The sequence below is a fragment of the Pseudomonadota bacterium genome (genome assembly GCA_037200975.1).
Classification (GTDB): Bacteria; Pseudomonadota; Gammaproteobacteria; order Steroidobacterales; family Steroidobacteraceae; genus CADEED01.
On record JBBCGI010000001.1, the window covers coordinates 1,916,606 to 1,939,260 of the forward strand.

Sequence of the window (22,655 nt, forward strand, 5' to 3'; positions counted from 1 at the left end):
AGTTCCGCGAGGAGCCAAAATCTCCCATGTAAAGGAAGCTTGACAAGGCGATTTCACCCGTCTAACCTGTCAAGCATCCTTTACAACCAGAGAGACGGGAGAATCAGATGCTCGAACGCGACGTCCGCCGGAAATACCAGCTGGAGCTGGGCGCTTCCATGGCCGCCTACATCGCGGTTCTTTTCGGCTCGCTCACCCTTGCCAAGACGATGGAAGTCGGCGCGCTGCGCACGGCCGTGCTGCTGACGCCGATGATCCCCATCGGCTTCGCCATCTGGGTGATCGCGCGGCAGTTCCGCCGCATGGATGAGTTCGTGCGGCTGCGCAGCCTCGAAGGCCTCGCAATCGCGGCGGCGGTCACGGCCGGGTTGTCGCTCACCTACGGCTTTCTCGAAGGCGCCGGATTCCCACGGCTGAGCATGTTCTGGGTCTGGCCGGTGATGGGCTTCGTCTGGGGTGCGTTCCAGTGTGTCCGCAACCTGGCCAGCCGATGAGAAATCTCGTGCGGGATCTGCGCACGGATCGCGGCTGGAGCCAGGGCGAACTCGCCGACCGGCTCGAGGTGTCGCGCCAGACGGTGAACGCCATCGAAACCGGCAAGTACGACCCGAGCCTGCCGCTCGCCTTCGCCATCGCGAAGTTGTTCGGCAAGTCGATCGAAAAAATCTTCATCAACGAGGAATAACCATGAATCGCAATGTTTTCGCGGGCTTCGCGCTCGCGCTCTCCCTGGCTGCGCCTGTGTTCTCGGAAACTGCGGCGTTCGAGGTCGGCGCCTTGCAGATCGAACAACGGGGGTCGGCGGGCCCGGCGGTCATCTTCATCCCTGGCCTCGCCAGCGGTTCCTGGGTCTGGGCGGACACGGCGCAGCGCCTCGAAAAGGACCACGCCGTCTATCTACTGACGTTGCCCGGCTTCGATGGCCGCCAGCCCGTGGCGGGCACGACACTCGAGACGCTGGAGGGCGACATCGAAAAACTGATCGAGTCGCGGAAGATCGCGCGGCCGGTGCTGGTGGGGCACAGCCTCGGCGGCACGTTGTCGCTCAAATTCGCGACCGGACATTCCGATCTCATCGCGGGCGTCATCGCGGTCGATGGGTTGCCGGTATTTCCCGGCACTGAAGGCCAGACAGGCGACCGCAGCAAACTGGCCGACGGTGTGCGTGCGCAGTTCGGTGGCCAGACGCGCGAGCAGTTCGTTGCCAGCCAGCATGGTTACATGAAGCAGGTCGGGTCCATCGATGCTGCAACCGCGGACCGGCTCGCCGAACAGACGAGCCGCAGCGACATCGGCGCCACGGCCGACTACGCCGCACAGGTGTTTGCGCTCGACCTGCGCGCGAAGTTGACCGACATCAAGGTGCCGGTGGTCGAGATCTCGCCCTTCAATGCGCCGGACTTCGCGCCGATGGGGATCGACGAGGAGCGCAAGGGCGGCTACTACCGCATGCTGCTCGCGGGCGTGCCCCAGCTCGAAGTCGTGTCGATCTCACCGGCACGCCACTTCGTGATGTTCGACCAGCCGGAGAAGTTTGCGCGGGTGCTCGATGCCGCGCTGCTGAGGCTCGCCACGCCCGCGAAGTGATCCGCCGCAGGGCGTCAACGCTTCAGCTGCACCAGGTCCCACAAAGTGCCGTACAGATCCTTGAACACCGCCACGGTTCCGTACGGCGCTTCGCTGGGTGGGCGATGGAACTCCACGCCCTGGGACTGGTAGTGGTTGTAGTCGCGCCAGAAGTCGTCGGTATACAGAAACAAGAACACGCGGCCGCCGGTCTGCTTGCCCACGCGGGAAACCTGCTCCGGGTTGGAACCGCGCGCCAGCAGTAGTTTGGCTCCCTGGCCCGCGGCGCCGGGCGGTTCGATGACCACCCAGCGCTTGTTCTGCTCGGGAACGAAGCTGTCTTCGACGAGCGTGAAGCCGAGTTTGCCGACGTAGAACGCCAGCGCCTCGTCGTAATCCGCCACCACCAGCGATATGAGGCCGAGCGTCTGCATGAATCAGGGTTGCTGCTGCTGATTCGCGTTGCGCCGCTGTTCGGCGCGCGCCCGCTGCTGCGCACGCCGCGCGTTTTGCAGCTCCGTCGCCTCGCGGTAGCGGGCTCGTTGTTCGGCGGAGAGCAGCGGCTCGACGGTTGCCTGCACGCGCTTCGAATAATCGGCCTGCCAGGCAAGGAATTCGCTTTGATAGTCCTGGTCGTTGCCGCCCGGAACGCGCTGCGGCGCCGGGCGCGCGGCCTGTTCGGCCGCGATCGCCACGATCATCGCCTGGCGCTGGTCATCGCGCAGCGGGATGTCGGCCGCCGTCATGTCCGCATCGATGCGCCCGACCTGCATACGCGCGCCAATGCTCTTCTCGAACGACAGGAATTCCGCGGCCTTGTCCGGTCCGAGCAGCGCATTGATCTGCGCATCGCGCTCCTGCCGGGCCGCATCCGCGAGCGCGCGGGCGCCGAGGGGGTCGTCGGCGTAGGCGCGCCGGTTGTTGGCGCTTGCGATCTGCGCGTCTGCCAGCAGGTCGAATAGTTTGTCGGCCTGTGCGCGGTCGAGGCCAAGCTCGCCGGGCATGTCCGAGAACTGCTGTCGCAGACGCGTTTCCTGCGAGAGGCGGCGCTGACGCTGGGCCGCGGCGGAGTTGAAGCCGCCGGCCGGGCGCTCGTCGTTCCTGCCGGCGAAGGAGCGGTTTGCGGACGGCGCTTCGCTCGGCGCCGGCGGTTTGCCGGCCGCCGCCGGCACTTCGGGCATGTCCGCGCCGTGCTCGTCGACGTCGAGGTCGAGCGATTCGTGCACCTCGCGCTGCGGCTCACGCGGGACCTGCGTGTTGCGCGCCGCGACCTCGGCGGACAGCGCGTCGCGTGCCTTGCCGAGCTCGAGGGCCAGGTAGATAGATGTGCCGGCGAAAACGACGGTCGTGGCAAGTAGTGAGAGCGTCGCGGTTTTCATGATCTGGAGGGTGCCGGGTGGGGAAAGTGGGGAAAGCGGCTTTCCCCACTTTCCCCACCCGGCACCCTAAGAACTACGGCTTGATGGGGCTCAGGCCTTGCCACGGAGTCAGCCGATTGAGCGCCGGCACGATGGCGCGCCGCATCGCGAGGAAATCGATCGAGCCGACTTCCTTGTAGATGACCGTGCCCTTCTCATCGACGATGAGCGTGTACGGCGCCATGCCGCGCCAGGTGGGATCGAAGGCCTTGACCATCGCGTCGCGGTCGGCGCTGGCGAAGATGTAGTTCTTCATCGACGCGTGACGCTGCGTGAGGAAATCCTTCACCTTGGCCTCGTCGGCCGGATCCTCCTCCGCGATCGTCACCATCTCGAAACCGCGGATGCGGAAGCGCAGGTTGTGTTCGACGAGCTCGTCGAACTCGGCCACGCAGGCGGGGCACCACGTCCCCCAGACATTGATGAAGCGGATCTTGCCGGAGTCCTTGTTGGCGCGGATCGCGGCAAGCGTCGCGGCATCCGCCTTCTCGAGCGTCACCGGCTCCGCGGCCCACTTCGCCTTGTACCTGGCGTAGTCGGGCACTTTGTCGGCCCACTTCACCGAGCAACCGAACACGTTGGTGGTCGTCACGGCCGGCGCCTTGCCGGCCAACAACGCGTCGAGCGCATCGCGCGTTTCGTGTTTCGTCGCGCTGGACTCGCGCTCGGAATCGTCGATGCGGCCCTCGAAGCGCAGCTTGCGGTCCTGGTCGAAGATGAACACGTGCGGCGTCGCGATCGGGCCGTACTTGTGCGACACCTCTTGTTTGGGCCCGTCGTCGAGCCAGACGAAGTTGAACTTCTCCTGCTTCGCGCGCTCGACCATTTCGTCGAACGAATCGGAAAGATCGCTGTAGGCGAGTTCATCGAGCCGCACCGCATCCGCGTGGTTCGGATTGATCCCGACGAGCGTGACGCCCTTCGGTTTGTAATCCGTCACGAGCTTCTTGATGCGTTCCTGATAGGCCTGCGCCGTCGGGCAGTGTGCGCAGGTGAACACCAGCACCAGGATCTTCGCGTCCTTGAAGGACTGGTCGGTGTAGGTCTTGCCGTCGACCGCCGGCAGCGAGAACGAGGGCATCGCGGCACCGATGGCGAGCGTCGGCGGTTGTTCGGACGCAAACACGGCGCCGGCAAACAACAGGGCGACCGACAAAAACAGTCCGCGGCTGGAAGTGCAGCGTTTCATGAGCTTTCCTTGGATCCTCACCCCTTCGTGAGGCGGTCAGGATAGCCGGAGCCAGCGGTGCCGGGTAGGGAAAATCCAGCCCATCCAGCCTACGATCTGCCCATGAAACGCATGCGCGGACGGCCGAAACACGCCGATATCCTGACTCCCTCCGAATGGCGGACGGTGCACGCCGCCCAGCACGGGATGACCAACGTCGAGATCGCGCGGCGGCGCGGCGTGAGCGTGGATGCCGTGAAATTCCACATGTCCAACGCGTTGGCCAAGCTCGGTCTGCGCGATCGCCGCGCCCTCAAGGCGTGGTTCCGCGCGCCGCGCGATGGCGCGCTGGCGGCCCGCAGGAGAAAGACGATGGCAAAACCTCCACCGCTGGCTCTCGGGCCGATCGGTCAGATCGCACGCACCGTGGGCGACATCCAGGTATCGGAAGCGTGGTACCGCGAGATGTTAGGCCTGCGGCATCTCTACACCTTCGGAACCCTCGCCTTCTTCGACTGCGGCGGCACACGCCTGATGTTGTCGCAGGAGCAGAGCGGCGTCGCGAAGGAATCGATTCTCTACCTGCGCGTGCCGGACATCGGGGCTGCTCACACCGCGTTGCAGGAGCGCGGCGTGAAGTTCACGCACGCGCCGCACCTGGTCCACCGCCATGCCGACGGCACGGAGGAATGGATGGCGATCTTCTCCGATCCCGACGACCGGCCGCTGGCCTTGATGAGCGCGGTCCCAGCTTCCTAGCAAGAGAATATTTCCTCTCGAGGAAATGCTCGCATCGCGATGCGCCATCCGGGTGCGGCCCCTGCCACTGGAAAAACGTGCCGGCCGCCTTTCGACATATTGCGCGCCATCGCCGGGCAATCGCCTACGGCTGCGAATTGCGACACGGTTCTGTTGCATGCGCGCGGCGCAATCTATGCCGCGCTTCACATCTGGCAACCTCGCAGGGAGATCGATCGCATGAGCAACGCTTCCGCCGAACGCATGTCGGTATTCGGACCGACCCTCAAATTCAAGGGCGAGCTCAAAGCCCAGGAAGACATCAAGGTCGAGGGCCGCATCGAAGGCACGATCATCCACCAGCAACGCGTCGTCGTCGGGCCGAAAGGCGAAGTGATCGCGACGGTCACCGCCGCGAGCATCGACGTCGAAGGCCGCGTGCAGGGCGACATGAACGCCCGCAAGAGCATCAAGGTCAACCAGTCGGCGATCGTGCGCGGCAACGTCCGCGCGCCGAGCGTCAGCATCACCGAGGGAGCGAACTTCAATGGCAGCGTCACCATGGAGCCGAGTGTTGGGAATGGGGCCGCAGGATCCACCGCCGCCGGCGCGGCCCGTTGAAGTGGAGAGAACCATGAACAAAGGATTTTCCGACGGCAAGATGGCGCCTCCCACCTCCGCCGCGCCGCAGCCCGCCCCGGGCACGGCCTGCGTGCTCGGCCCGACGCTGCATTTCAAGGGCGAGCTCTACGGCGAGGAAGACCTGGAATTCCAGGGCCAGCTCGAGGGCACGATCGAACACACGCGCTCCCTGAGCATCGGCAAGGAAGGCGGCGTGACCGGCAACATCCGCGCGAAGTTCGTGATCGTCGAAGGCCGCATCGATGGCGACATCTACGCCAGCGAATCGGTGTCGATCCGCCAGTCCGCCAAGGTGAAGGGCAACATCTACGCGCCGCGCGTCGGCATCGCGGATGGTGCGCAGTTCAGCGGCAGCATCGACATGAACCACAAGGGCGCCGCTGCGATGCGCAGCGACAAACCCCTCAGCGACCCGCAGGCAGAACAGCTTCTGACGAAAGCGGGCTGATCTGATCGGCGGGGCGCAACAGCCCCACGATCTTCGCGGACAGCGCGCGCAGGGATCCCTGCGCGCCTTCCGCGGCCTTGTTCGAGAGCAGCACCAGCGCGACCTGCTTGTCCGGATACAGATCGCAGACGCTGGTGAATCCATCCGTCCCGCCCGAGTACATGAGCCGCCGGCCCTGCGGCGACTCGGCGATGATCCAGTAGAAAGCCACGGCCTGCTTGCGGTCGAGCGTGAACCAAGTGGGCTGGTGCGCGAACTTCACCGACGCGTCACGTTCCACTGCCTGCCAGGAGGCGAATTTGAGCAGGTCGTCGGCGCTGTAACGCAGCGCACCCGAGGCCCAGCTCATCGGCGCAACGTACGGCGGCAGTTCCTCACCATCCTTCGAGTACCCCTTCGCAAGTAGTTTGGCGTTGGGCTGCGTGCCGCTGCCCATGCGCAGCGGTTTCTCGATCTCGCGAATCAGGATCCGCTCGAACTGCTCGCCGTAGATCTTCTCGAGCACCACACCGAGCAACACGCTGCCCACGTTCGAATGCGCGGGGTCGGAGCCGGGCGCCCGCCGCGGCGCGACGCGATGCAGCTGGCGCAGGAATTCCGGTCGCGTGTAACTACCGAACACCTTCATGCGCGAAACGACCAGCGATTCGCCCGGCACGGAGCGCACCTGCGTGACGTCGGGGATGTTGTCCGCGAGCTGCGACGTCATGTTGGCGAGATGGATCAGACGAATCTTCTCGCCGTCGTTCTCGAGGTTCGGATAGGGCTCGTCGAGATACTTCGCCGCCTCGTCGTTGAGCGCTGCGCGGCCTTCGATGATCGCGCGAGCGAGCAGCTGGCCTGTGAGCGTCTTGGAGATCGGGCCGATCTCGTAGATGGTGTCCTTGGTGGGAGGCTTGTTGCCGTCGAGCTGGGTCGCGCCGAAGTTGTAGAAACGGCGCTGGCCATCGACGAACACGCCGATCGACAAGCCCACGCCGCCGTTCTCGGTGAGCCAGGTGCGCGCCAGTTCGCGGATTGCGGCGTCAGTCGCGGGGACTTCGGCGGCGCCAACCGCCAGCGGCAGGATCGCCGCAAAGCAGAACAGGATCAGGCGCCGGACGTGCATCGGGGCGCATCGTCGCGCGGAACCTGCCGCAAGACAACAGCATCACTTTGGTTCGGCGGGCGTTGCCGTGTTCTTTCCGTCCGGACCGCCCTTGCCACCGAGATGCTCCGCCAGGAAAGCTTCCACTTCGCTCAGCATCTGCGTGCGCGTCGAGGCAGCCGACAGCCAGTGATCGTCACCCTTCAATTCGATGTATTTCACGTCCTTGCCATCGCGACGCAGCTTGCCGCTCATCGAGCGCGACTGCTCCACCGGCACGACCGAATCGTCGGCGCCGTGCATGATCAGAATGGGCGCACGTGCATGAGAAGCCTGCGCGATCGGCGATACCTTGTGCAGGTGATCCATGTCGCTGCCCATCGAGCGGCCCCACCATTCGGCGCTCGCGCCGCGCTTTCCGCGATCCCCGCTGCGTGAGTCGTTGAGGAGTCTTTCCGGATCGCTCAGTCCGTTGATGCTCACCGCGCACGCATAACGCTCCGGCGTGAGCGTTGCGCCCGCCAGTGCCGCGTATCCGCCGTACGAGCCGCCCATGATGCAGACGCGGGATGCGTCGACGTAGCCGCTCTTCGCGAGTGCCGCGACGCCATCCTCGACATCGGTCTGCATGACGCCGTCGCCCCAGCCGCCGCGTCCGGCGTTGAACCAGTCGTAGCCGTAGCCGATCGACCCACGGTAGTTTGGCTGCAGCACGGCGTAGCCGCGCGAGGCGAGAAAGCTCGCCCACCAGTTGAAAGTGAAGTCATCGCGCGCGTGCGGGCCGCCATGCACCAACAGCACGAGCGGCAGGTTGCGTGGTTCGGTCCCGCCCGGCAGTGTCAGGTAGGCTGGAATCGGCGTCCCGTCGCGGGAACTGTATTTGATGGCGCGCCGGTCACCCAGGCTCTGCGCGGTGCCGAGCGCCGGATACAGCTTGCCGAGCACGCGCAATTTCTTCGTCTCGCGATCGTAGACGTAGTAGGCGCCCGCATCGCCGGCGCGCTCGCCGAATACCAGCGCCCGCGAACGATCTCTCGACCACGACTGCAGTTTTGCGTAGCCGCCACCGAAATATTGCTGGATTGCCGTGTACAGCGTCTGCAACTGATCGTCGAAGTACATCTGCTTGGGCAGATCGTCGGTCCAGGCGAGGCCGACGACTCGATGCGTCCATGGATCACCGATCGGCGCGCCGTCGCCACCGCCGGTCTTTTCCAGCGCAGATTTCGCGCCGGTCTTCCGATCGATCGCCAGCAGCGTGTCGCGTGCGCCGTCTTCGTGCGGATCCACCGCCGCGATGCGGCCGTCCTGGAGCAGTCCGTAGAGGCGCAGCGGCATTCCCATTTCCGATACATCCTCGAGAATCATGCGGTCCTTGCCGCCTTCGTAGGTGTAGAGCTGCCAGCGATTGCTGTTGTCGTTGATGTCGACGCGCGCGACGACATCGCCGCGCTCATCGAGCATGAAGCCGCGTGTCTGGGCATTACCATCGGCAAATGGGGAACCGACGCCATTGGCGAGGTTTACGCGATAGACCGCGAGCCGCGGTACGGCGTTCATCGTCGCGGCCCCGCCCACCGCGATCATCCGCACGAAGCCCGCGTCGCCTTCGATGGGTGCATACAAACCGGTCAGAGAGAGGTTGGTCCGGAACTCCGCGGATCGCAGTAGTTGGACTGCGGTCCTGGTTTCGAGTGTAAAGACGCCCGTGCGGAAGATCTCGTGGCGGTTGCCGCGAAACGTCGGCCAGGTGCTCGGCAGCAGGTCCCTCGTGTTGGCCGGCGCGCTGATGAAGTAGAAGACTCGCTGGTCATCAGCCCAGCCGACGCCGCGCAGCGTATTGCCCGCAGGCGATGGCAACGTGTGTTCGATGGCGCCGCTGTCGAGATTGACGATTCGCAGCGCTGTCAGCTCCTGGTTTGCCTCGCCGGCCTTGTATTCGAAACCCACCGAGAGCGCTACGCGTTTGCCGTCCGCAGAGATCGCGGCGGAGTCGATGGCCGGAAGCCGGCCGTATGCTTCCACCGGCGGTGGCTGTGCCACCACTACAGCGGAGATGGAACAGGCAATCGCGATGAACAGAGATTGCGTGATAGGCATCGGCCCCCCTTCTGGCGACAGTCTGCATGCGTCTTTCGAGGTTGAGAAGCCGCGTCTTCCGCCGCGATCGGTTTCCGCACGGCAACCTTCATGTCAGCGATTGAGCTCCTGGTCCGCCGCCAATACCAATAGTAGATAGTCCATCGTGCCGTGTCCAAGCACGTATTCCGTCTGCTGCCAGAAAAACGGCCAGTGCTTGAGCTCGGGGAAATCCGGCCGGATCAACGCCGTGCCCGAGGCGCTGCCGCCCGGGATGTGCGACCAGTCTGCGCGATTGAAGCCGTACGCCGTGGTCAGCGACTTCGCGCCGACACCCGACACGAACGACGCCGTGTTCGAACCCGGATGCACGCCGAGGATGAAACTCAGCGCCTGCAGCGCGTAGGTGCGCGGAAACAGATCGGGGAACGACAAGTGCAACATCCACTGATCCCAGCCGAAACGCTGGATCAGCCAGCCCGCGCCCCAGATGTCCGGCTTGTAAGGCACGCCGTACGGCGTCTCCTTCGCAAGCGCGTCGACCTTGATGCGATACGCGGCAACCGCGTCGCGAAGGGCCTTCGTGTACGCCTCGTCCTTGACCAGCGGAATCGTGCGGCCCATGGCCCAGCCCACGTGATCGATGTTCTTCGCGATGCCCTCGCGCTGCTCGATCAGCAGGCGCCGGTACTTCGCGTCGCCCGTGGCGATGAACAGCTCGGCCGCCGCGCTCGCGCGCGCCACTTCTTCCGTCGGCGTTGCGCGATCGTAGAGCGCCACCGCGGCCTTGAGCGACCGTGCCGCGAGATCGTCGTTGTAGCCACGCAGCGCGCGCGACGCGGCCGCGAGTGCGCCGGCGGTCAGCAGTTCGCGCCGTGCATTCTCTTCCGTGAACACCCAGCGATCGTCGGGCGATCCGGGCAAGCCCACGGCCGGCGCCGTCGCCTCGGGTGTCTTCTTCGGATCGAACACCACGTTGTCGGTCATCAACGCGCCGTCGCCGAGGAACACGTACTGGCGCAGCGTCGGCTCGATGATGCCGCGATACAGCCGGCCCATGGACTCGTATCCGCCGACCACGGACAACACGCCGTGCTCGAGCTGCTGCAACACGTCGGGTTTGCCGTCGGGCTGGTGAATCTCGGTGACCAGCGTCTTCTGATCGATGCTGGTGTTGTCGTAGTCGACGTGGAACAGCTCCCACGCCAGCGCCAGCCCGTAGATTGTGTCGGCCTGCGACTCCACGCGCATGTCCCAGTCGCCCGCGTCGTGCCAGCCGCCGCGGTTCAGTCCCGGCACCGGCTCGCCGGGCTGGTAGTTAGTCAGCGTGGACGGCCCCTGCAGGTAGCCGTCGAAATGGTTGTGATTCACCGGCGCCATGCGCGCGTCGTCGAGATGGCAGGCGCCATGCCATAGCCGGTATTTCTCCAGCACCTTCATGTGGCACATCTGCGCCGGCAGGAAATACTCGAGCGTCGGCTGCCAGACTTCGCGCGTGAAGACGTTGGTGTTGATGCGGAACGGATTGGAACGCAGCGCGCCGTACTTGACGACGTACACGCCCGGCTCCTTCACCTCGCTGAAGTCGAGGCGCGCGTACTGGTAGCGCAGGAATCTGCCCCACTCTTGCGGCTTGCGATCGATGATGGTCTTCACCTGCCCGACCGACCCGATCCGCTGCAGGACCACGTTCTCGCGATGCGTATCGCGCGGATCGAGCTCGATCAGCACCTGCTTCGGCTGCGCCGGGTGATACCCCACCTGCGACACCTGGATCACCGGCGTGCGGAGCCAACCCGCCTTCGCGTGCGGCGTGATGCGCCATTCGATCGCGTTGACGGTGGCTCCCGCCGGCGCAAGCGAACGCACGACGAACCAGCCGTTGTTGTGATTGCCGCGGCCATCCAGCAACTCGAGCTCGCCGCCGCGCACCGACTCGATGGTCAGGTGATAAAGCTCCGTCTCGGGCGCGATCTCGAGCCGTTTGCCGCGCGCCAGCGACGGCGTTTCTCCCGGGCCACTCGGCTGCTGCTGGAATACGCCATCGCTCTTGCCGAGCTGGTAGGACTTGCCAAACAGCAATCCCGGAAACAGTTCGAAATTGAAACCGACCTTGCCCACCCACTCCTGCGGAATGGGCGCGTCGAAGTCGACGCTCACGCGGATGGATTCGCCGTCGGGCCGCGCACGCACGGTGTAATTCAGTTTGAGATCCGGGTATTCGATGGGATTGAATCCCTTGCGATCGCGTTCCGCGTCCGGGTACGCGAGCTTCACGCGGATTTCCTGCGTGGCCGCATCCACTTCGCGTTTGCCGGGTTTGGGGATCGGCGACCACTGCCCCGGCGATGCTTCGAGACGCACGTCGCCATTCGAAGCGATGCGCTCGTCGTGCATGATGATGCTCAAACCACCCTGGTGACCTTCGGGGTAGTAGTCCTGCCCGTACATCACGTTGATGCCAGGGCGTTCGAAGTACTCCGCGGAGTTGAGTTTGAATTCGTCAGCCGCGTGAGCGGTGGCTGGAACCAATGCCAGGAGCAAGAACCGACGCATGAGAACCCCCTCGTGTGCGAACGCGCATAGTAGGGATTCCCGCGCAGATTCTACAAATCCGGTTGCCGCCCGGCAGGATCAGGCCGCCGCGTTCACCGCCGACGCCGCGCTCAGGCGCTGGATGACGTCGTGCACGAAGCGCAGTTTCTCGAGCACGCGCGCCGACAACACGAACGGATAGGCGTCTTTCATGCCCATGCTGCGGTTGAGGCTGTTCAATGCCAGCGTCACGGCGTTCCAGCTCGCGGTCAGCGATTCGAAATCGCGAAACGCCAACGCATCGGTCGCGATGCGCTCACCCTTCTTCTCCGCGTCGGGCACCCGCACCGCGAGGCCGTGGCTCTTGGCGGTTTCCAGCGTATCAGCCATGTGCAGGTAGTGAGCCCAGGTTTCCGCCCAGTCTTCCCAGGGATGCATCGTCGCGTACGCGCTGACGTGCGACTCCGCCCAGTTGGCGGGTGGTCCGTTCTCGTAGTGGCGCTGCACGGCCTGTTCGTAGTCGAGCGTTTCATCGCCGAACAGATTGCGGAATGACTGCAGCTGATCGCCGTCGCGAATGAGCCGGTCCCAGTAGTAGTGACCGATCTCGTGGCGCAGATGGCCTAACACCGTGCGATAACCCTCGCCCATCTTCTCGCGCATGTTTTCGCGAAAGGCGGAGTCGGCCTCGGCGATGTTGAGCGTGATGATGCCTTCGTCGTGGCCGGTCATCACGGGCTCGGCCTGGGTGCCGCGCAGAAAATGAAATGCCACGCCTTCGGCGGGCCAGTCCTGGCGCGAGGAGATCGGCAGCTTCAATCCGTAGATGGTGTACAGCAGCCGGCGCTTGGCCGATTCGATGCCGAGCCACGCCGCGCGGTTGTCCGCGTTCGACAGATCGGGCGCGACCTCGGTGAGACTGCACGACGCGCAGAACTGCCGCCCGCTCTCGGCCGGCACCAGCCAGTTGCAGGCATCGTGATCGCGCGCGTTCTTGCACTGCCGGTAATGACGAATGCCCTGGTTCGCGAAGAACACCTCGTAGACCGAACCATTGCTCGAACCGGTCTGGCGTTGAAGCGTCACCAACTTGGCCAGTTCGACGCAATAGCCAACCGTCATGCCGCACGTCATGCAGCGGCTGTTCTCGAAGAACAGCACCTGGTTGCAGTTGTCGCAGGAGAAAAGTCGCAAGCTGTGCTCGGGAGTCCGGGAAGGACGGTCACAGTGAGGCCTCGTCCGGGCCGCGTCCAGTCAATCGGTCCGATAGGTCATGTACGGCAGCGCACCAAGGCGGGAGCGCGAATTCCTACAGATGGGGGCCCGCGGCGGCCTGCATGACGGCGAGGACAAACAAGACGCCCAACAGAAAAACGAGCGCGAATGACTTCCCCAGCGAGCCCCCTTGGCGTGGATGTGACAGGGCCGCGAATGACTTTCTTTTCATTGCTCATTTAACGGCGCGCGGCCTGCACACCTGAGTGATAGCGTTCACAACGCCGCAAGGCGGCCGCCGTTAAATTCGAGAAACCTCCGTGGAACCGCAAGGGAAAGGCGGATTCGGAGGCGTGGACGGAAGCGAGGCAAAAAAGGCGCCCCTCGCGCGAACGGGTCTGCATGCTCAGCGGGGGCGCCGCACGCAAACAACCGCACGCCACGAAGGGCGCTCACTCAACCTCAGGCGCTTCGGGCCATCAACTTGCCGCGCCTCCGAGCGCCGCCAGCTCACCGCTGGCGCGCGCCTGCCTGCCGTACACCACCTCGAAGATGGGGGAAGCCATGAGCGTGGTGACGATGGCCATCAGCACCAGCATCGAGAACAGTGCCGGACCGATGACGCCCGCCTGCAATCCGATGTTGACGATGATGAGCTCCATCAGGCCGCGCGCATTCATCAACGCGCCGATGCCGAGCGCGGTGCGGTTGTCCTGGCCGGAAAGCCGCGCCGCCGCCCAGCAGGCGCCGAACTTCGCGAAGATGGAGCCGGCGAGGATCGCGAGCGCGATGCCGAGTAGTTTGGGGTCCGCGACCAGCGTGAGCTGGGTGTTCAGCCCCGAATACGTGAAGAACATCGGCAGCAGGATCACGACGGTGAACGGTTCGAGGCTCTTGCGGGTCTGATCGGCCAGCGCGCCGCGCGGCATCACGCAGCCCAGCAGGAAGCCGCCAAACACCGCGTGCAGGCCGATGATGTCCGCCGCGAACGCGGACAACATGAACAGCCCGACCACGATGGCCAGCAAGGTGTCGTTCAGAGGTTTGTTGAGAGCCAGGTCGCGTTGTGCCCGGCGCGCCAGCGGCGCGAGTAGTCGCGGCATCACGAGCATCATGAAGGCGGCGAAGATCACGCCGCCGATGATGGCGGTGTAGGCAACGCCCGCTCCCGCGCCGAAGGTCGCGAGCACCACGGCCAACACGCACCAGGCCGCGGCGTCGTCGATCGCGCCGGCCGACAACGACAAGGTGCCGAGCGCGGTATTGCTCAAGCCCCGCTCGTGGATGATGCGCGCCAGCATCGGGAAGGCGGTGAGGGCGATGGCCGCGCCCATGAACAGCGTGGCGCTGAATCGCGTCGCCTTCTCGGAGAACAGCCCCGGCACCGTCAGCAGCCACGGCGTGATCGCGAGGGCGACGAGAAACGGCACGGCCATGCCGGCGATCGAAACGGACGCTGCCTTGTGCGCGTTCGCCTTGAAGTGGTCGCGGCGAAAACCGAGACCGACCAGGAACATGTACAGGCCGACACCGAACTGCGCGCCCACGTACAGCACGCCTTTGTTTTCCGGCGTGAAAACATGTTTCTGGATTTCGGGCGCCACCAGGCCGAACAACGACGGTCCCAGCAGGACGCCGGCGATCATTTCGCATACGACCTGCGGCTGTTTCAGATACTTCTGGCCCAGCCAGCCAATGACGCGGCAGGTGGCCAGGATGACGGCCATCTGCAGGAAAAAGGTAATCGAAAGCTTCGCGACGCCCATGAACCCCCCGGTACTCAATCGCCGGCTGCGCCTCTTGTTGGGCGTGTGCGCGACGTGGGGACTTTATAAACAAGGCTTCGGCGGCGAGGCAGCGGGCCGCTGATTGATTCTGCCTATGAACGACCCGCCAGCGGCGGCAGCTCTCCTCGGGAGCGCGCCGCGCGGCCGTAAAACGCTTCGAAAAGCGGCGCCGCCATGAGGGTGGTCACGATCGCCATCAATACGAGGATGGAGAACAGCGGCGGCCCGATGATGCCCGCCTGCAGCCCGATGTTGATGATGACTAGTTCGGTCAGTCCGCGCGCATTCATCAATGCGCCGATACCCAGCGCCATGCGATTTTCCATGCCGGCGAGGCGCGCCGCGCCCCAGCAGGCGACGAGCTTCGCGAAGATCGAGGCTGCGAGAACTGCCATCGCGATCCACAGCAGCTGCGGCGTGTTGACCATGCCCAGCTGTGTATTGAGACCCGAGAAGGCGAAGAACACCGGCAGAAGGAAGGCGAGCGTCAGCGGCTCGATTGCCGCCTTCACGCGTTCGGCGAATACGCCGCGCGGCATGGCGGTGCCGATCAGGAATCCGCCGAACACCGCGTGCAGCCCGATGCCGTCGGCCGTGAATGCGGCCAGTGCGAATGCGATCAGCGCGACGGCTAACAACCCGGAGCCCAGCGGCCGGCCGGCGGCCTGCTCGCGTTCGGCGGCGCGACCGAGCGGCGCCAGCAAGGTCGGGCCCCAGAAGATCAGCAGTGCCGAGAACGCGATGCCACCGGCGATGGCGATGACGGCCACCGCCGCGCCCGCGCCGATGCTCGCCAGCACCACCGCCAATACGCACCAGGCGACGGCGTCACCGATCGCCGCGGCGGACAGCGACAAGGTTGCGATGGCGGTGTCCTGCAAGCCGCGGTCATGGATGATGCGTGCCAGCACCGGGAACGCGGTGATCGCGATGGCGGCGCCGAAGAACAGTGTGGCGTCGAAGCGGCTTACGCCGGGTGCGAACAGGCCGGGCATTCGCATGAGTACCGGTGCCGCGAACAATGCCAGCACGAACGGCACGACGATGCCGGAGATCGAGACCGCCGCCGCCCTCGGCACCTGGCTGCGGAAGTGATCGCTGCGAAAACCCAGGCCCACGATGAACATGTAAAGCCCGATGCCGAGCTGCGCGACGACGTAGAGAATCTGGCGCGAATCCGGCGGAAACAGCAGTTGTTGCGTCTGCGGCGCGAGCACGCCAAACAAGGACGGCCCAAGCACCACGCCGGCGATCATCTCCCCGATCACCGGCGGCTGGCGCAGCCAGCGCTGCACCGCCCAGCCACACGCACGGCTCACGGCAAGGATGACAGCGAGCTGCAGGAAGAACAGCAGCGCTAGTTTGGTGGCGGGCATGGAGGGTGCCGGGTGGGGAAAGTGGGGAGAGTGGTAGCTAGTGGCGGGCGGACGTAGTGGAACGCAGCACACATCTTGCCGCCGCTCTCCCCACTTTCCCCACCCGGCACCCGCCTACTTCCACGCGTCGGCGCTCGCACCCGCGTATTGCTTGACGAAATCGCCGTGCGACGGCAATGCGTTCACGACCTGCGCCACCTGCGCGCGGTAGTTCGTCATGAAATCCTTGAGCTGCTTTTCGTCGACGCGCGCGAGCTGGTGCCAGGTCTCCGGCTCGATGCGCTGACCCATCATCACCGAGAGCCACGAATCCACGGTGAACAGCTCGCCTTCGATCTTGTAGGCATAACCGCTCTTGCGGAACAGCTCTACGCGCGTGCGCAGGCTGTCGGGGATTTCCATCTTGCTGCAATGGCGCCAGAACGCCGTGTCGTCGCGTTGCGTGTAGTGATAGTGCATGCAGACGAAGTCGCGGATGCGTTCGATCTCGTACTTCGACAACTCGTTGTAGTGATCCACCGCGGGTTGTTTGATGCCGCCGAACGGGAAGAAATGCCCGAGCCGCACCGCCGCCGTGGTGATCATGTGGATGCTGGTCGATTCGAGCGGCTCGACAAAACCGCTGGCGAGGCCAAACGCCACCACGTTCTTGTTCCACGCCTTACGGCGCCGGCCCGCCTTGATGCGGATGAGCCAGGGCTCCTTGACCGGGCGGCCGCCCGAATCGGTGACGAGACGATGGCGCGCCTCGTCGTCGGACATGTACCGGCTGCAGAACACCACGCCATTGCCGACGCGGTGCTGCACGGGAATATTCCAGCGCCAGCCCGCTTCATGCGCGTAACAGGCCGTATACGGCGCGGGCGGTTCGTCGACCACGGTCTGGAACGCGACCGCGCTGTCGCAGGGCAACCAGTGCGACCAGTCCTCGAAGCCGGTATGCAACGCGCCTTCGATGAGCAATCCGCGAAAGCCCGTGCAGTCGATGAAGAAGTCACCGTCTATCTTCTGCCCGTTGTCGAGCTCGAGCGACTCGACGAACTCCGTCTGTGGATTCGTCAGCACACGCTTGATCTTGCCCTCGACGCGTTTGACGCCCTTGGCTTCCGAAATCTTGCGCAGGTAACGCGCGTACAGCGCCGCGTCGAAGTGATAGGCGTAGTTCACGCGCGGGTTCTCGCGCAACGCGAACTTGCCCTTCATCGCAGCCAGCCACTCGTAGCAGTATTCGCCCAGCGGCACCTTCGAGCCCTGCTCGCGCGAGTGCAGCCAGAACGCGTAGAACTCCGACATCCACGCGGACTGGCCGTGACGGCCGAATGGGTGGATGTACTGGTCGCCGATACGCGCCCAGTTCTCGAACCAGATGCCGACCTTGAACGTGGCTGCGCACTCGCGCATGAAATGCTGCTCGTCGATGCCTAACAACTTGTGAAAGGCGACGATCGGCGGCACGGTGGATTCACCCACACCGACGGTGCCGATGTCCTCCGATTCGACCAGCGTGATGTCGAGCAGCTTGCTGAACTGGCTCGACAACGTCATCGCCGCCACCCACCCCGCGGTGCCACCGCCGGCAATGACGACCTTCCTGACCGCACCGGGTCCGGGTTGCGCGTTGTCCATCCTCACCCCCTTCGACCGAGGGTGGGAATCATAAGGTGCCGGGTGGGGAAAGTGGGGAGACCGCGCCCCACGCCTCGGCGCTGGCCCCGGCGTACTGCCGGACGAAGTCGCCGTGCGCCGGCAGCGCGCCGACCACACGGGCCACGTCCGCCCGGATCTTGGCCATGTACTGCGCGAGATTCGCGTCGCTCATGCGCGCGTAGTGGTGATAACTCTTCGGCTCGATGTTCTGCCCCATGAACACCGCGATCCAGGAATCGACACGGAACAGCTCGCTGTCACCCTGGTAGAGAAAGCCGGATTCGCGAAAGAGCTCGATGCGACTGCGCAGCGTCTCCGGGATCTCCATCTTGCGGCAATCCCGCCAGAAGGCGCTGTCGTCGCGCTGCGTGCAGTAGTAGTGCATGCAGACGAAATCCCGGATGTGCTCGATCTCGCGCCGGGCCAGTTCGTTGTAGTGGTCGACCATCGCCGGCTTGACGCCGGTGAACGGGAACAGGTGCGCGAGCCGCACCGCGGCCGACATGATCATGTGGATGCTGGTCGATTCGAGCGGCTCGACGAAGCCGGACGCGAGGCCGAACGACACCACGTTCTTGTTCCAGGCCTTGCGTCGGCGGCCGGCCTTGATGCGGACCAGCCACGGCTCCTTCACTGCGCGGCCGCCCGACTCGGTCACCAACCGGTGACGAGCCTCGTCCTCCGACATGTAGCGGCTGCAGAACACCACTCCGTTTCCCACCCGGTGCTGGACCGGGATGTTCCAGCGCCAGCCCGCGGTGTGGGCGTAACAGGCCGTATACGGTTGCGGCGGTGTATCGACAATGGTTTGAAACGCGACCGCCGTGTCGCAGGGCAGCCAATGCGACCAGTCCTCGAAACCCGTGCGAAGCGCGCCCTCGATGAGCAACCCGCGAAACCCCGTGCAGTCGAGAAAGAAATCGCCCTCGACGATGCGCCCGTCATGGAGTTCGAGCGCCTCGACGAAGCCGCTCTGCTCGTGGGTGCGCACCGTCTTGATCTGGCCTTCGACGCGCTTGACGCCGCGCGGCTCGGACAGCTTGCGCAGGTAACGCGCGTACAGCGCCGCATCGAAGTGATAGGCGTAGTTGATGCGCGGATTCTCGCGCTTGCCGAACTTGCCCTGCGTCGCGGCCAGCCATTCGTAGCAGTATTCGCCGAGCGGCACCTGCAAACCCTGCGCGCGCGCATGCAGCCAGAAATTGTGGAACTCCGCCACCCAGGTCGACTCGCCGTGGCGGCCGAAGGGGTGCATGTATTTGTCGCCGATCCGGCCCCAGTCCTCGAACCAGATACCCGCCTTGAAGGTGGCGGCGCACTCGCGCATGAAGTGCTGTTCGTCGATTCCTAACAACCCATGGAGGGTGACGAGCGGCGGCACCGTGGATTCACCGACGCCGACGGTGCCGATCTGTTCGGACTCGACCAGCGTGATGTCCAGCAACTTGCCGAAGTACGTCGAGAGTGTGGCGGCGGCCATCCAGCCTGCGGTGCCGCCACCGGCAATGACGACTTTCCGGATGGAGCCTGGCTCCAGAGCTTCGTTCTGCATGGGAACGAAGGCTGCCGTCGCTTCAAAGCGCGAACAATGCCTGCGCTATTGAATCCTTAAATGAGGGAGGTGCCGGGCATTAAGGTGCCGGGTGGGGAAAGTGGGGAGAAGACACGCGGTGGTGGGCTTATCTGCCGGCCCACCTTCTCCCCACTTTCCCCACCCGGCACCTTAATGCCCGGCACCTTATGCGGTCTGGGTTTGCAGGAACTGCTCGTGTGTGGGGAGATGTTCGACCATGCCGGCGATCGCGGCCTTGGCGTTGCGCAGCGTCTGCTCGATGGTCGCGTAGTCGAGGTTCTCGACGCGCGGGCAGTGGCCGTGCGGCCGGATGCCCATTCCTTCGAACACCGATTGCCAGCTCGAGGCGCGGAACAATTCGTCCACACCCTCGCGCATCGCGCCATGCGCCTTGAACAGCTCGATGCGTTCACGCAATGAATCGGGACGCGGAATGTTCTTGCACCACTGCCAGAACGGCGTGTCGTCGCGCGCCGTGGCCGCGTAGTGCAGCACGATGAAATCGCGCACTTCTTCGAAGTCCGACGTCATGCGGCGGTTGTACTCGCGCATGAGCGCCGCATCGCAATCGCGATCCGGAAAGTAGCGCAGGAAGAAATCCATGCCGCGCGCGATCAGGTGGATGGACGTCGCCTCGAGCGGCTCGATGAATCCCGACGACAATCCCAGCGACAGGCAATTGTGTTTCCAGAACTGCCGCCGATGCCCCGTGGTGTACGGAATCACGCGCGGATCTTCGATGCAGGCGGAATCGATGATGCGCAACAACGTGGCACGCGCGGCAGCATCCGTCGCGAAGCGACTCGAATACACGTAGCCGTTGCCGACACGATTCTTGAGCGGGATACGCCAGCTCCACCCCGCCGCCTGCGCCGTCGCGCGCGTATACGGCAGCAGCGGCCCCTTGTTGCCGGTCTTGCACACCACCGCGCGATCACACGGCAGGTACGCCGACCAGTCGACGTTCTCGACGCCCAGCGTCTTGTCGATCAGCAGACCCTTGAAGCCGGTGCAATCGATGAAGAAGTCCGCCGCGATCTCGCGGCCGTTCTCGAGCTTCACGCTCTTGATGAAACCATCGTCGCGCTGCGCGACCTCGACCACCTTGCCCTCGGTACGCTTGAGCCCGCGCGCTTCGGAATACTTGCGCAGGAACTTCGTCACCAGCAACGCGTCGACGTGCAGCGCGTAGTTAGCCCCACCGATCGGCGTGTTGCGCGCCTTCGACGGGTGGAAGAACCGGCCCTGCTCCGCCATCACGTTGCAAGGCGAGAAGTCCTGCAGCTGCGAGGTGTTGCCCTGCTCGCGCGCCTTGAGCCAGCACTGGTAGAAATCGTGGTTGCCGATCGGCTTGCCGATCACGCCGAACGGGTGGAAGTACGAATCGCTGCGCTGGTGCCAGCCGACGAACTTGATGCCAAGCTTGTAGGTGGCGTCGGTGGCCTGCACGAATTCCGCTTCGTCGATGCCCAACCGCTGTATCAGTCCGACGAACGGCGGCACCGTGGATTCACCCACGCCGATGGTGCCTAGCTCTTCGGATTCGATGAGCTCGATTTCGCACAGCTCGGGTTTGAGGTGCTGGCTCAACATCGACGCGGCGAGCCACCCGGAGGTGCCGCCGCCGACGATCACGATTTTCGAAAGGGGTTTCATCACCAGTTTCGGTTTTCGACCATCACCCCAGGCGCCCCCTGGGACTGCGCCGTATTGTAGTTCCAGTAGGCCGAACTGCTGGCCTGAATCGCGCGCCGCAGCAGGTCGATGGCCTTATGTCGCGGGAAACTAACCCGCCAGGCGAGCACCAGGCTGCGTTTCGGGGCCGGCGCCGCAAAGGGGCGGGTAGTCAGCAGATTCGGGGCATAAAGCGGCGCTTCCGCCGCGGTCTGCGGCAGGATCGTCACCCCGAGCCGCGAGGCCACCATGTGGCGCAGTGTCTCGAGCGTGGCGCCCTGCGTGAACGTGCGCACACCGGCGCCGCTTTCATGCGCGGGGTCGAGATGCGGAAACGCCTGCAGCACCTGCCCGCGCAGGGAATCGCCCTCGCCCAGCAGCAGCAGCTCGGCCGGCAGCAGGTCCGCCGCGGCGATCTGCACCTTGTTAGCCAGCCGATGATCGGCCGGCAGCAGCAGCACGAACGGCTCGTCGAACAGCGGCTGCACGACGACGTCCGCTTCGACGAACGGCGCGGTCACCAGGATCGCGTCGAGGTCGCCATTGCGCAGCTTGGTGGCGAGCTCGCCGGTGCTGCCCTCCTCCACGTACAACGCCAGCTTGCTGGAGGTCTCCTGCAGCAACGGGATGAACTGCGGCAGTAGATAGGGTCCGATGGTGGGCAGCGTGCCGAGCGCGATGGGCCCTTCGAGCTGGTCCTTGTCGGCTTCCGCCACGTCCTTGATTGCCGCCGCCTGCTCGAGCACGCGGCTCGCCATGCCGACGATCTTTGCGCCGAGCGGTGTCGGCAGGATCTTGGTCTTGCCGCGCTCGAACAACACGCCGAGCTCCTCCTCGAGCTTCTTGACGGCGATGCTCAGCGTCGGCTGGCTCACGTGGCAACGCTCGGCGGCGCGGCCGAAATGCTGCTCCTGCGCGAGCGCAACGATGTAGCGGAGCTCCGTGAGGGTCATGCGCGGCGAGTCTAGCGCGCTTCGCGCCGGACTTCGCCGCGAACGGCCCGCCGGCCCTACGAAACATGGGCCGGGAGCGCCGCCGATGCCCGCAATCCGCGCATGAGCCACCGGTCGTCGTGCCCGTGCCCCGATCTACCGGCCGGTGCCTCCAACCTGCGGAACCCGTGACGCCCGTAGAACTCGAGCGCGGCATGCATCTGCGTCACCGTCTCCAGGTAACAGCGCACGTACAGGAATTGCCTGGCTGCCGCAAGGCAGCGCTGCAGCAAGGCATCGCCGATGCCGCGGCCGCGCGCGTCGGGCCGCAGGTACATGCGTTGCAGCTCGCAGGTCAGCGGCTCCTCGCCGGCGAACGGCGCGACGCCCGCGCCGCCCACGACTTCGCCGTCTAACAAGGCGACGAAATACAGCGAACGCTGCCGCTGGTAGCTGTCGTACAGCGAGCGATCCGCGGGCTCGAGCAGTTCGACACCGGGCGCGGCAATGCCGTATTCACGGCGCGACTCCGCGATGATGCTGAGCAGCGCCGGCACGTCGGCCGGTTCGATGGGGCGTATCTGGAGTCGTTCGGTCGTCATGTTCGCTTCCTTGGGAGCCCCCCGGCGGATGCGAACAAAAAAACGCCTCCGCGAGGGAGGCTGGTTCTGGTTGAGACGTTACGTCAGTTTCGTGCGCTCAATCACCGGCCTCCACATGATGTGGTGACCGCGAATACGAATTACGGCTGAAATTGAGCACGCACTGAA

The 22,655-nt window shown here is 64.8% G+C and carries 20 protein-coding genes; 6 read left to right on the forward strand and 14 right to left on the reverse strand.

Going from position 1 to position 22,655, the window contains the following annotated elements; all coding sequences use genetic code 11:
* Nucleotides 1-107 precede the first annotated feature (107 nt).
* Genes WDO72_08465 through WDO72_08475 form a run of 3 tightly spaced genes read left to right on the forward strand, consistent with a single transcriptional unit; the run spans nt 108 to nt 1,587 of the window.
* Nucleotides 108-494, forward strand: coding sequence for a hypothetical protein (locus WDO72_08465; GenBank protein ID MEJ0085700.1), 387 nt, complete (start codon nt 108-110; stop codon nt 492-494).
* Nucleotides 491-685 carry a helix-turn-helix transcriptional regulator gene (locus WDO72_08470; GenBank protein ID MEJ0085701.1) on the forward strand — a complete coding sequence of 65 codons (195 nt, stop codon included), beginning with the start codon at nt 491-493 and terminating at the stop codon, nt 683-685. Before WDO72_08465 ends, WDO72_08470 begins: the two co-directional genes overlap by 4 nt.
* A 2-nt stretch (nt 686-687) precedes the next feature.
* Nucleotides 688-1,587: an alpha/beta hydrolase gene (locus WDO72_08475; protein ID MEJ0085702.1), complete on the forward strand. Its 900-nt coding sequence runs from the start codon at nt 688-690 to the stop codon at nt 1,585-1,587.
* A 14-nt stretch (nt 1,588-1,601) separates the two neighbouring features.
* Here WDO72_08475 and WDO72_08480 read toward each other — a convergent pair whose 3' ends face one another.
* The 3 genes from WDO72_08480 to WDO72_08490 form a co-directional block, all read right to left on the reverse strand.
* Entirely contained in the window at nt 1,602-2,000 is a 399-nt protein-coding gene (locus tag WDO72_08480) for a VOC family protein (GenBank protein ID MEJ0085703.1), read from the reverse strand.
* Nucleotides 2,001-2,003: 3 nt separating this feature from the next.
* Nucleotides 2,004-2,945 carry a hypothetical protein gene (locus tag WDO72_08485; GenBank protein MEJ0085704.1) on the reverse strand — a complete coding sequence of 314 codons (942 nt, stop codon included), beginning with the start codon at nt 2,943-2,945 and terminating at the stop codon, nt 2,004-2,006.
* A gap of 73 nt (nt 2,946-3,018) precedes the next feature.
* Entirely contained in the window at nt 3,019-4,173 is a 1,155-nt protein-coding gene (locus WDO72_08490) for a redoxin family protein (protein ID MEJ0085705.1), read from the reverse strand.
* A 102-nt stretch (nt 4,174-4,275) separates the two neighbouring features.
* On the opposite strand from WDO72_08490, the gene WDO72_08495 reads away from it, so the two are divergent.
* The 3 genes from WDO72_08495 to WDO72_08505 all read left to right on the forward strand — a co-directional run bounded on the left by WDO72_08495 (nt 4,276) and on the right by WDO72_08505 (nt 5,980).
* Nucleotides 4,276-4,911, forward strand: a complete 636-nt coding sequence (locus WDO72_08495; GenBank protein ID MEJ0085706.1) for a VOC family protein — start codon at nt 4,276-4,278, stop codon at nt 4,909-4,911.
* A gap of 219 nt (nt 4,912-5,130) precedes the next feature.
* Nucleotides 5,131-5,511 carry a polymer-forming cytoskeletal protein gene (locus tag WDO72_08500; protein MEJ0085707.1) on the forward strand — a complete coding sequence of 127 codons (381 nt, stop codon included), beginning with the start codon at nt 5,131-5,133 and terminating at the stop codon, nt 5,509-5,511.
* Nucleotides 5,512-5,524: 13 nt separating this feature from the next.
* Nucleotides 5,525-5,980, forward strand: a complete 456-nt coding sequence (locus WDO72_08505) for a polymer-forming cytoskeletal protein (protein ID MEJ0085708.1) — start codon at nt 5,525-5,527, stop codon at nt 5,978-5,980.
* Here the strand turns inward: WDO72_08505 and WDO72_08510 are convergent.
* From WDO72_08510 to WDO72_08560, 11 genes are all read right to left on the reverse strand, one after another.
* A complete protein-coding gene (locus WDO72_08510; GenBank protein ID MEJ0085709.1) occupies nt 5,937-7,088 on the reverse strand; it encodes a serine hydrolase domain-containing protein in 1,152 nt (383 codons plus the stop codon). The two genes, WDO72_08505 and WDO72_08510, sit on opposite strands and share 44 nt — an antisense overlap.
* A gap of 42 nt (nt 7,089-7,130) precedes the next feature.
* Nucleotides 7,131-9,167 (reverse strand): S9 family peptidase, encoded by a 2,037-nt coding sequence (locus WDO72_08515; protein MEJ0085710.1) that lies wholly within the window; start codon nt 9,165-9,167, stop codon nt 7,131-7,133.
* 93 nt (nt 9,168-9,260) lie between these two features.
* The gene (locus WDO72_08520; GenBank protein MEJ0085711.1) at nt 9,261-11,702 is read right to left on the reverse strand and encodes a glycoside hydrolase family 9 protein; all 2,442 of its coding nucleotides are present in this window, start codon (nt 11,700-11,702) and stop codon (nt 9,261-9,263) included.
* Between the two features lie 78 nt (nt 11,703-11,780).
* Complete coding sequence (locus WDO72_08525) at nt 11,781-12,875, reverse strand: putative zinc-binding metallopeptidase (protein MEJ0085712.1); 1,095 nt, start codon at nt 12,873-12,875, stop codon at nt 11,781-11,783.
* Nucleotides 12,876-13,375: 500 nt separating this feature from the next.
* Nucleotides 13,376-14,662 carry a cation:proton antiporter gene (locus WDO72_08530; GenBank protein MEJ0085713.1) on the reverse strand — a complete coding sequence of 429 codons (1,287 nt, stop codon included), beginning with the start codon at nt 14,660-14,662 and terminating at the stop codon, nt 13,376-13,378.
* A 113-nt stretch (nt 14,663-14,775) separates the two neighbouring features.
* Nucleotides 14,776-16,059: a cation:proton antiporter gene (locus WDO72_08535; protein MEJ0085714.1), complete on the reverse strand. Its 1,284-nt coding sequence runs from the start codon at nt 16,057-16,059 to the stop codon at nt 14,776-14,778.
* A gap of 114 nt (nt 16,060-16,173) precedes the next feature.
* On the reverse strand, nt 16,174-17,685 hold the full coding sequence (locus tag WDO72_08540; protein ID MEJ0085715.1) for a tryptophan halogenase family protein: 1,512 nt from the start codon (nt 17,683-17,685) through the stop codon (nt 16,174-16,176).
* A 28-nt stretch (nt 17,686-17,713) separates the two neighbouring features.
* A complete protein-coding gene (locus WDO72_08545; GenBank protein ID MEJ0085716.1) occupies nt 17,714-19,258 on the reverse strand; it encodes a tryptophan halogenase family protein in 1,545 nt (514 codons plus the stop codon).
* Nucleotides 19,259-19,444: 186 nt separating this feature from the next.
* A complete protein-coding gene (locus tag WDO72_08550) occupies nt 19,445-20,935 on the reverse strand; it encodes a tryptophan halogenase family protein (GenBank protein ID MEJ0085717.1) in 1,491 nt (496 codons plus the stop codon).
* Nucleotides 20,935-21,906 carry a LysR substrate-binding domain-containing protein gene (locus WDO72_08555; protein ID MEJ0085718.1) on the reverse strand — a complete coding sequence of 324 codons (972 nt, stop codon included), beginning with the start codon at nt 21,904-21,906 and terminating at the stop codon, nt 20,935-20,937. The genes WDO72_08550 and WDO72_08555 overlap by 1 nt, the downstream gene beginning before the upstream one ends.
* 56 nt (nt 21,907-21,962) lie before the next feature.
* Nucleotides 21,963-22,487, reverse strand: coding sequence for a GNAT family N-acetyltransferase (locus tag WDO72_08560; protein ID MEJ0085719.1), 525 nt, complete (start codon nt 22,485-22,487; stop codon nt 21,963-21,965).
* Nucleotides 22,488-22,655: the final 168 nt, after the last annotated feature.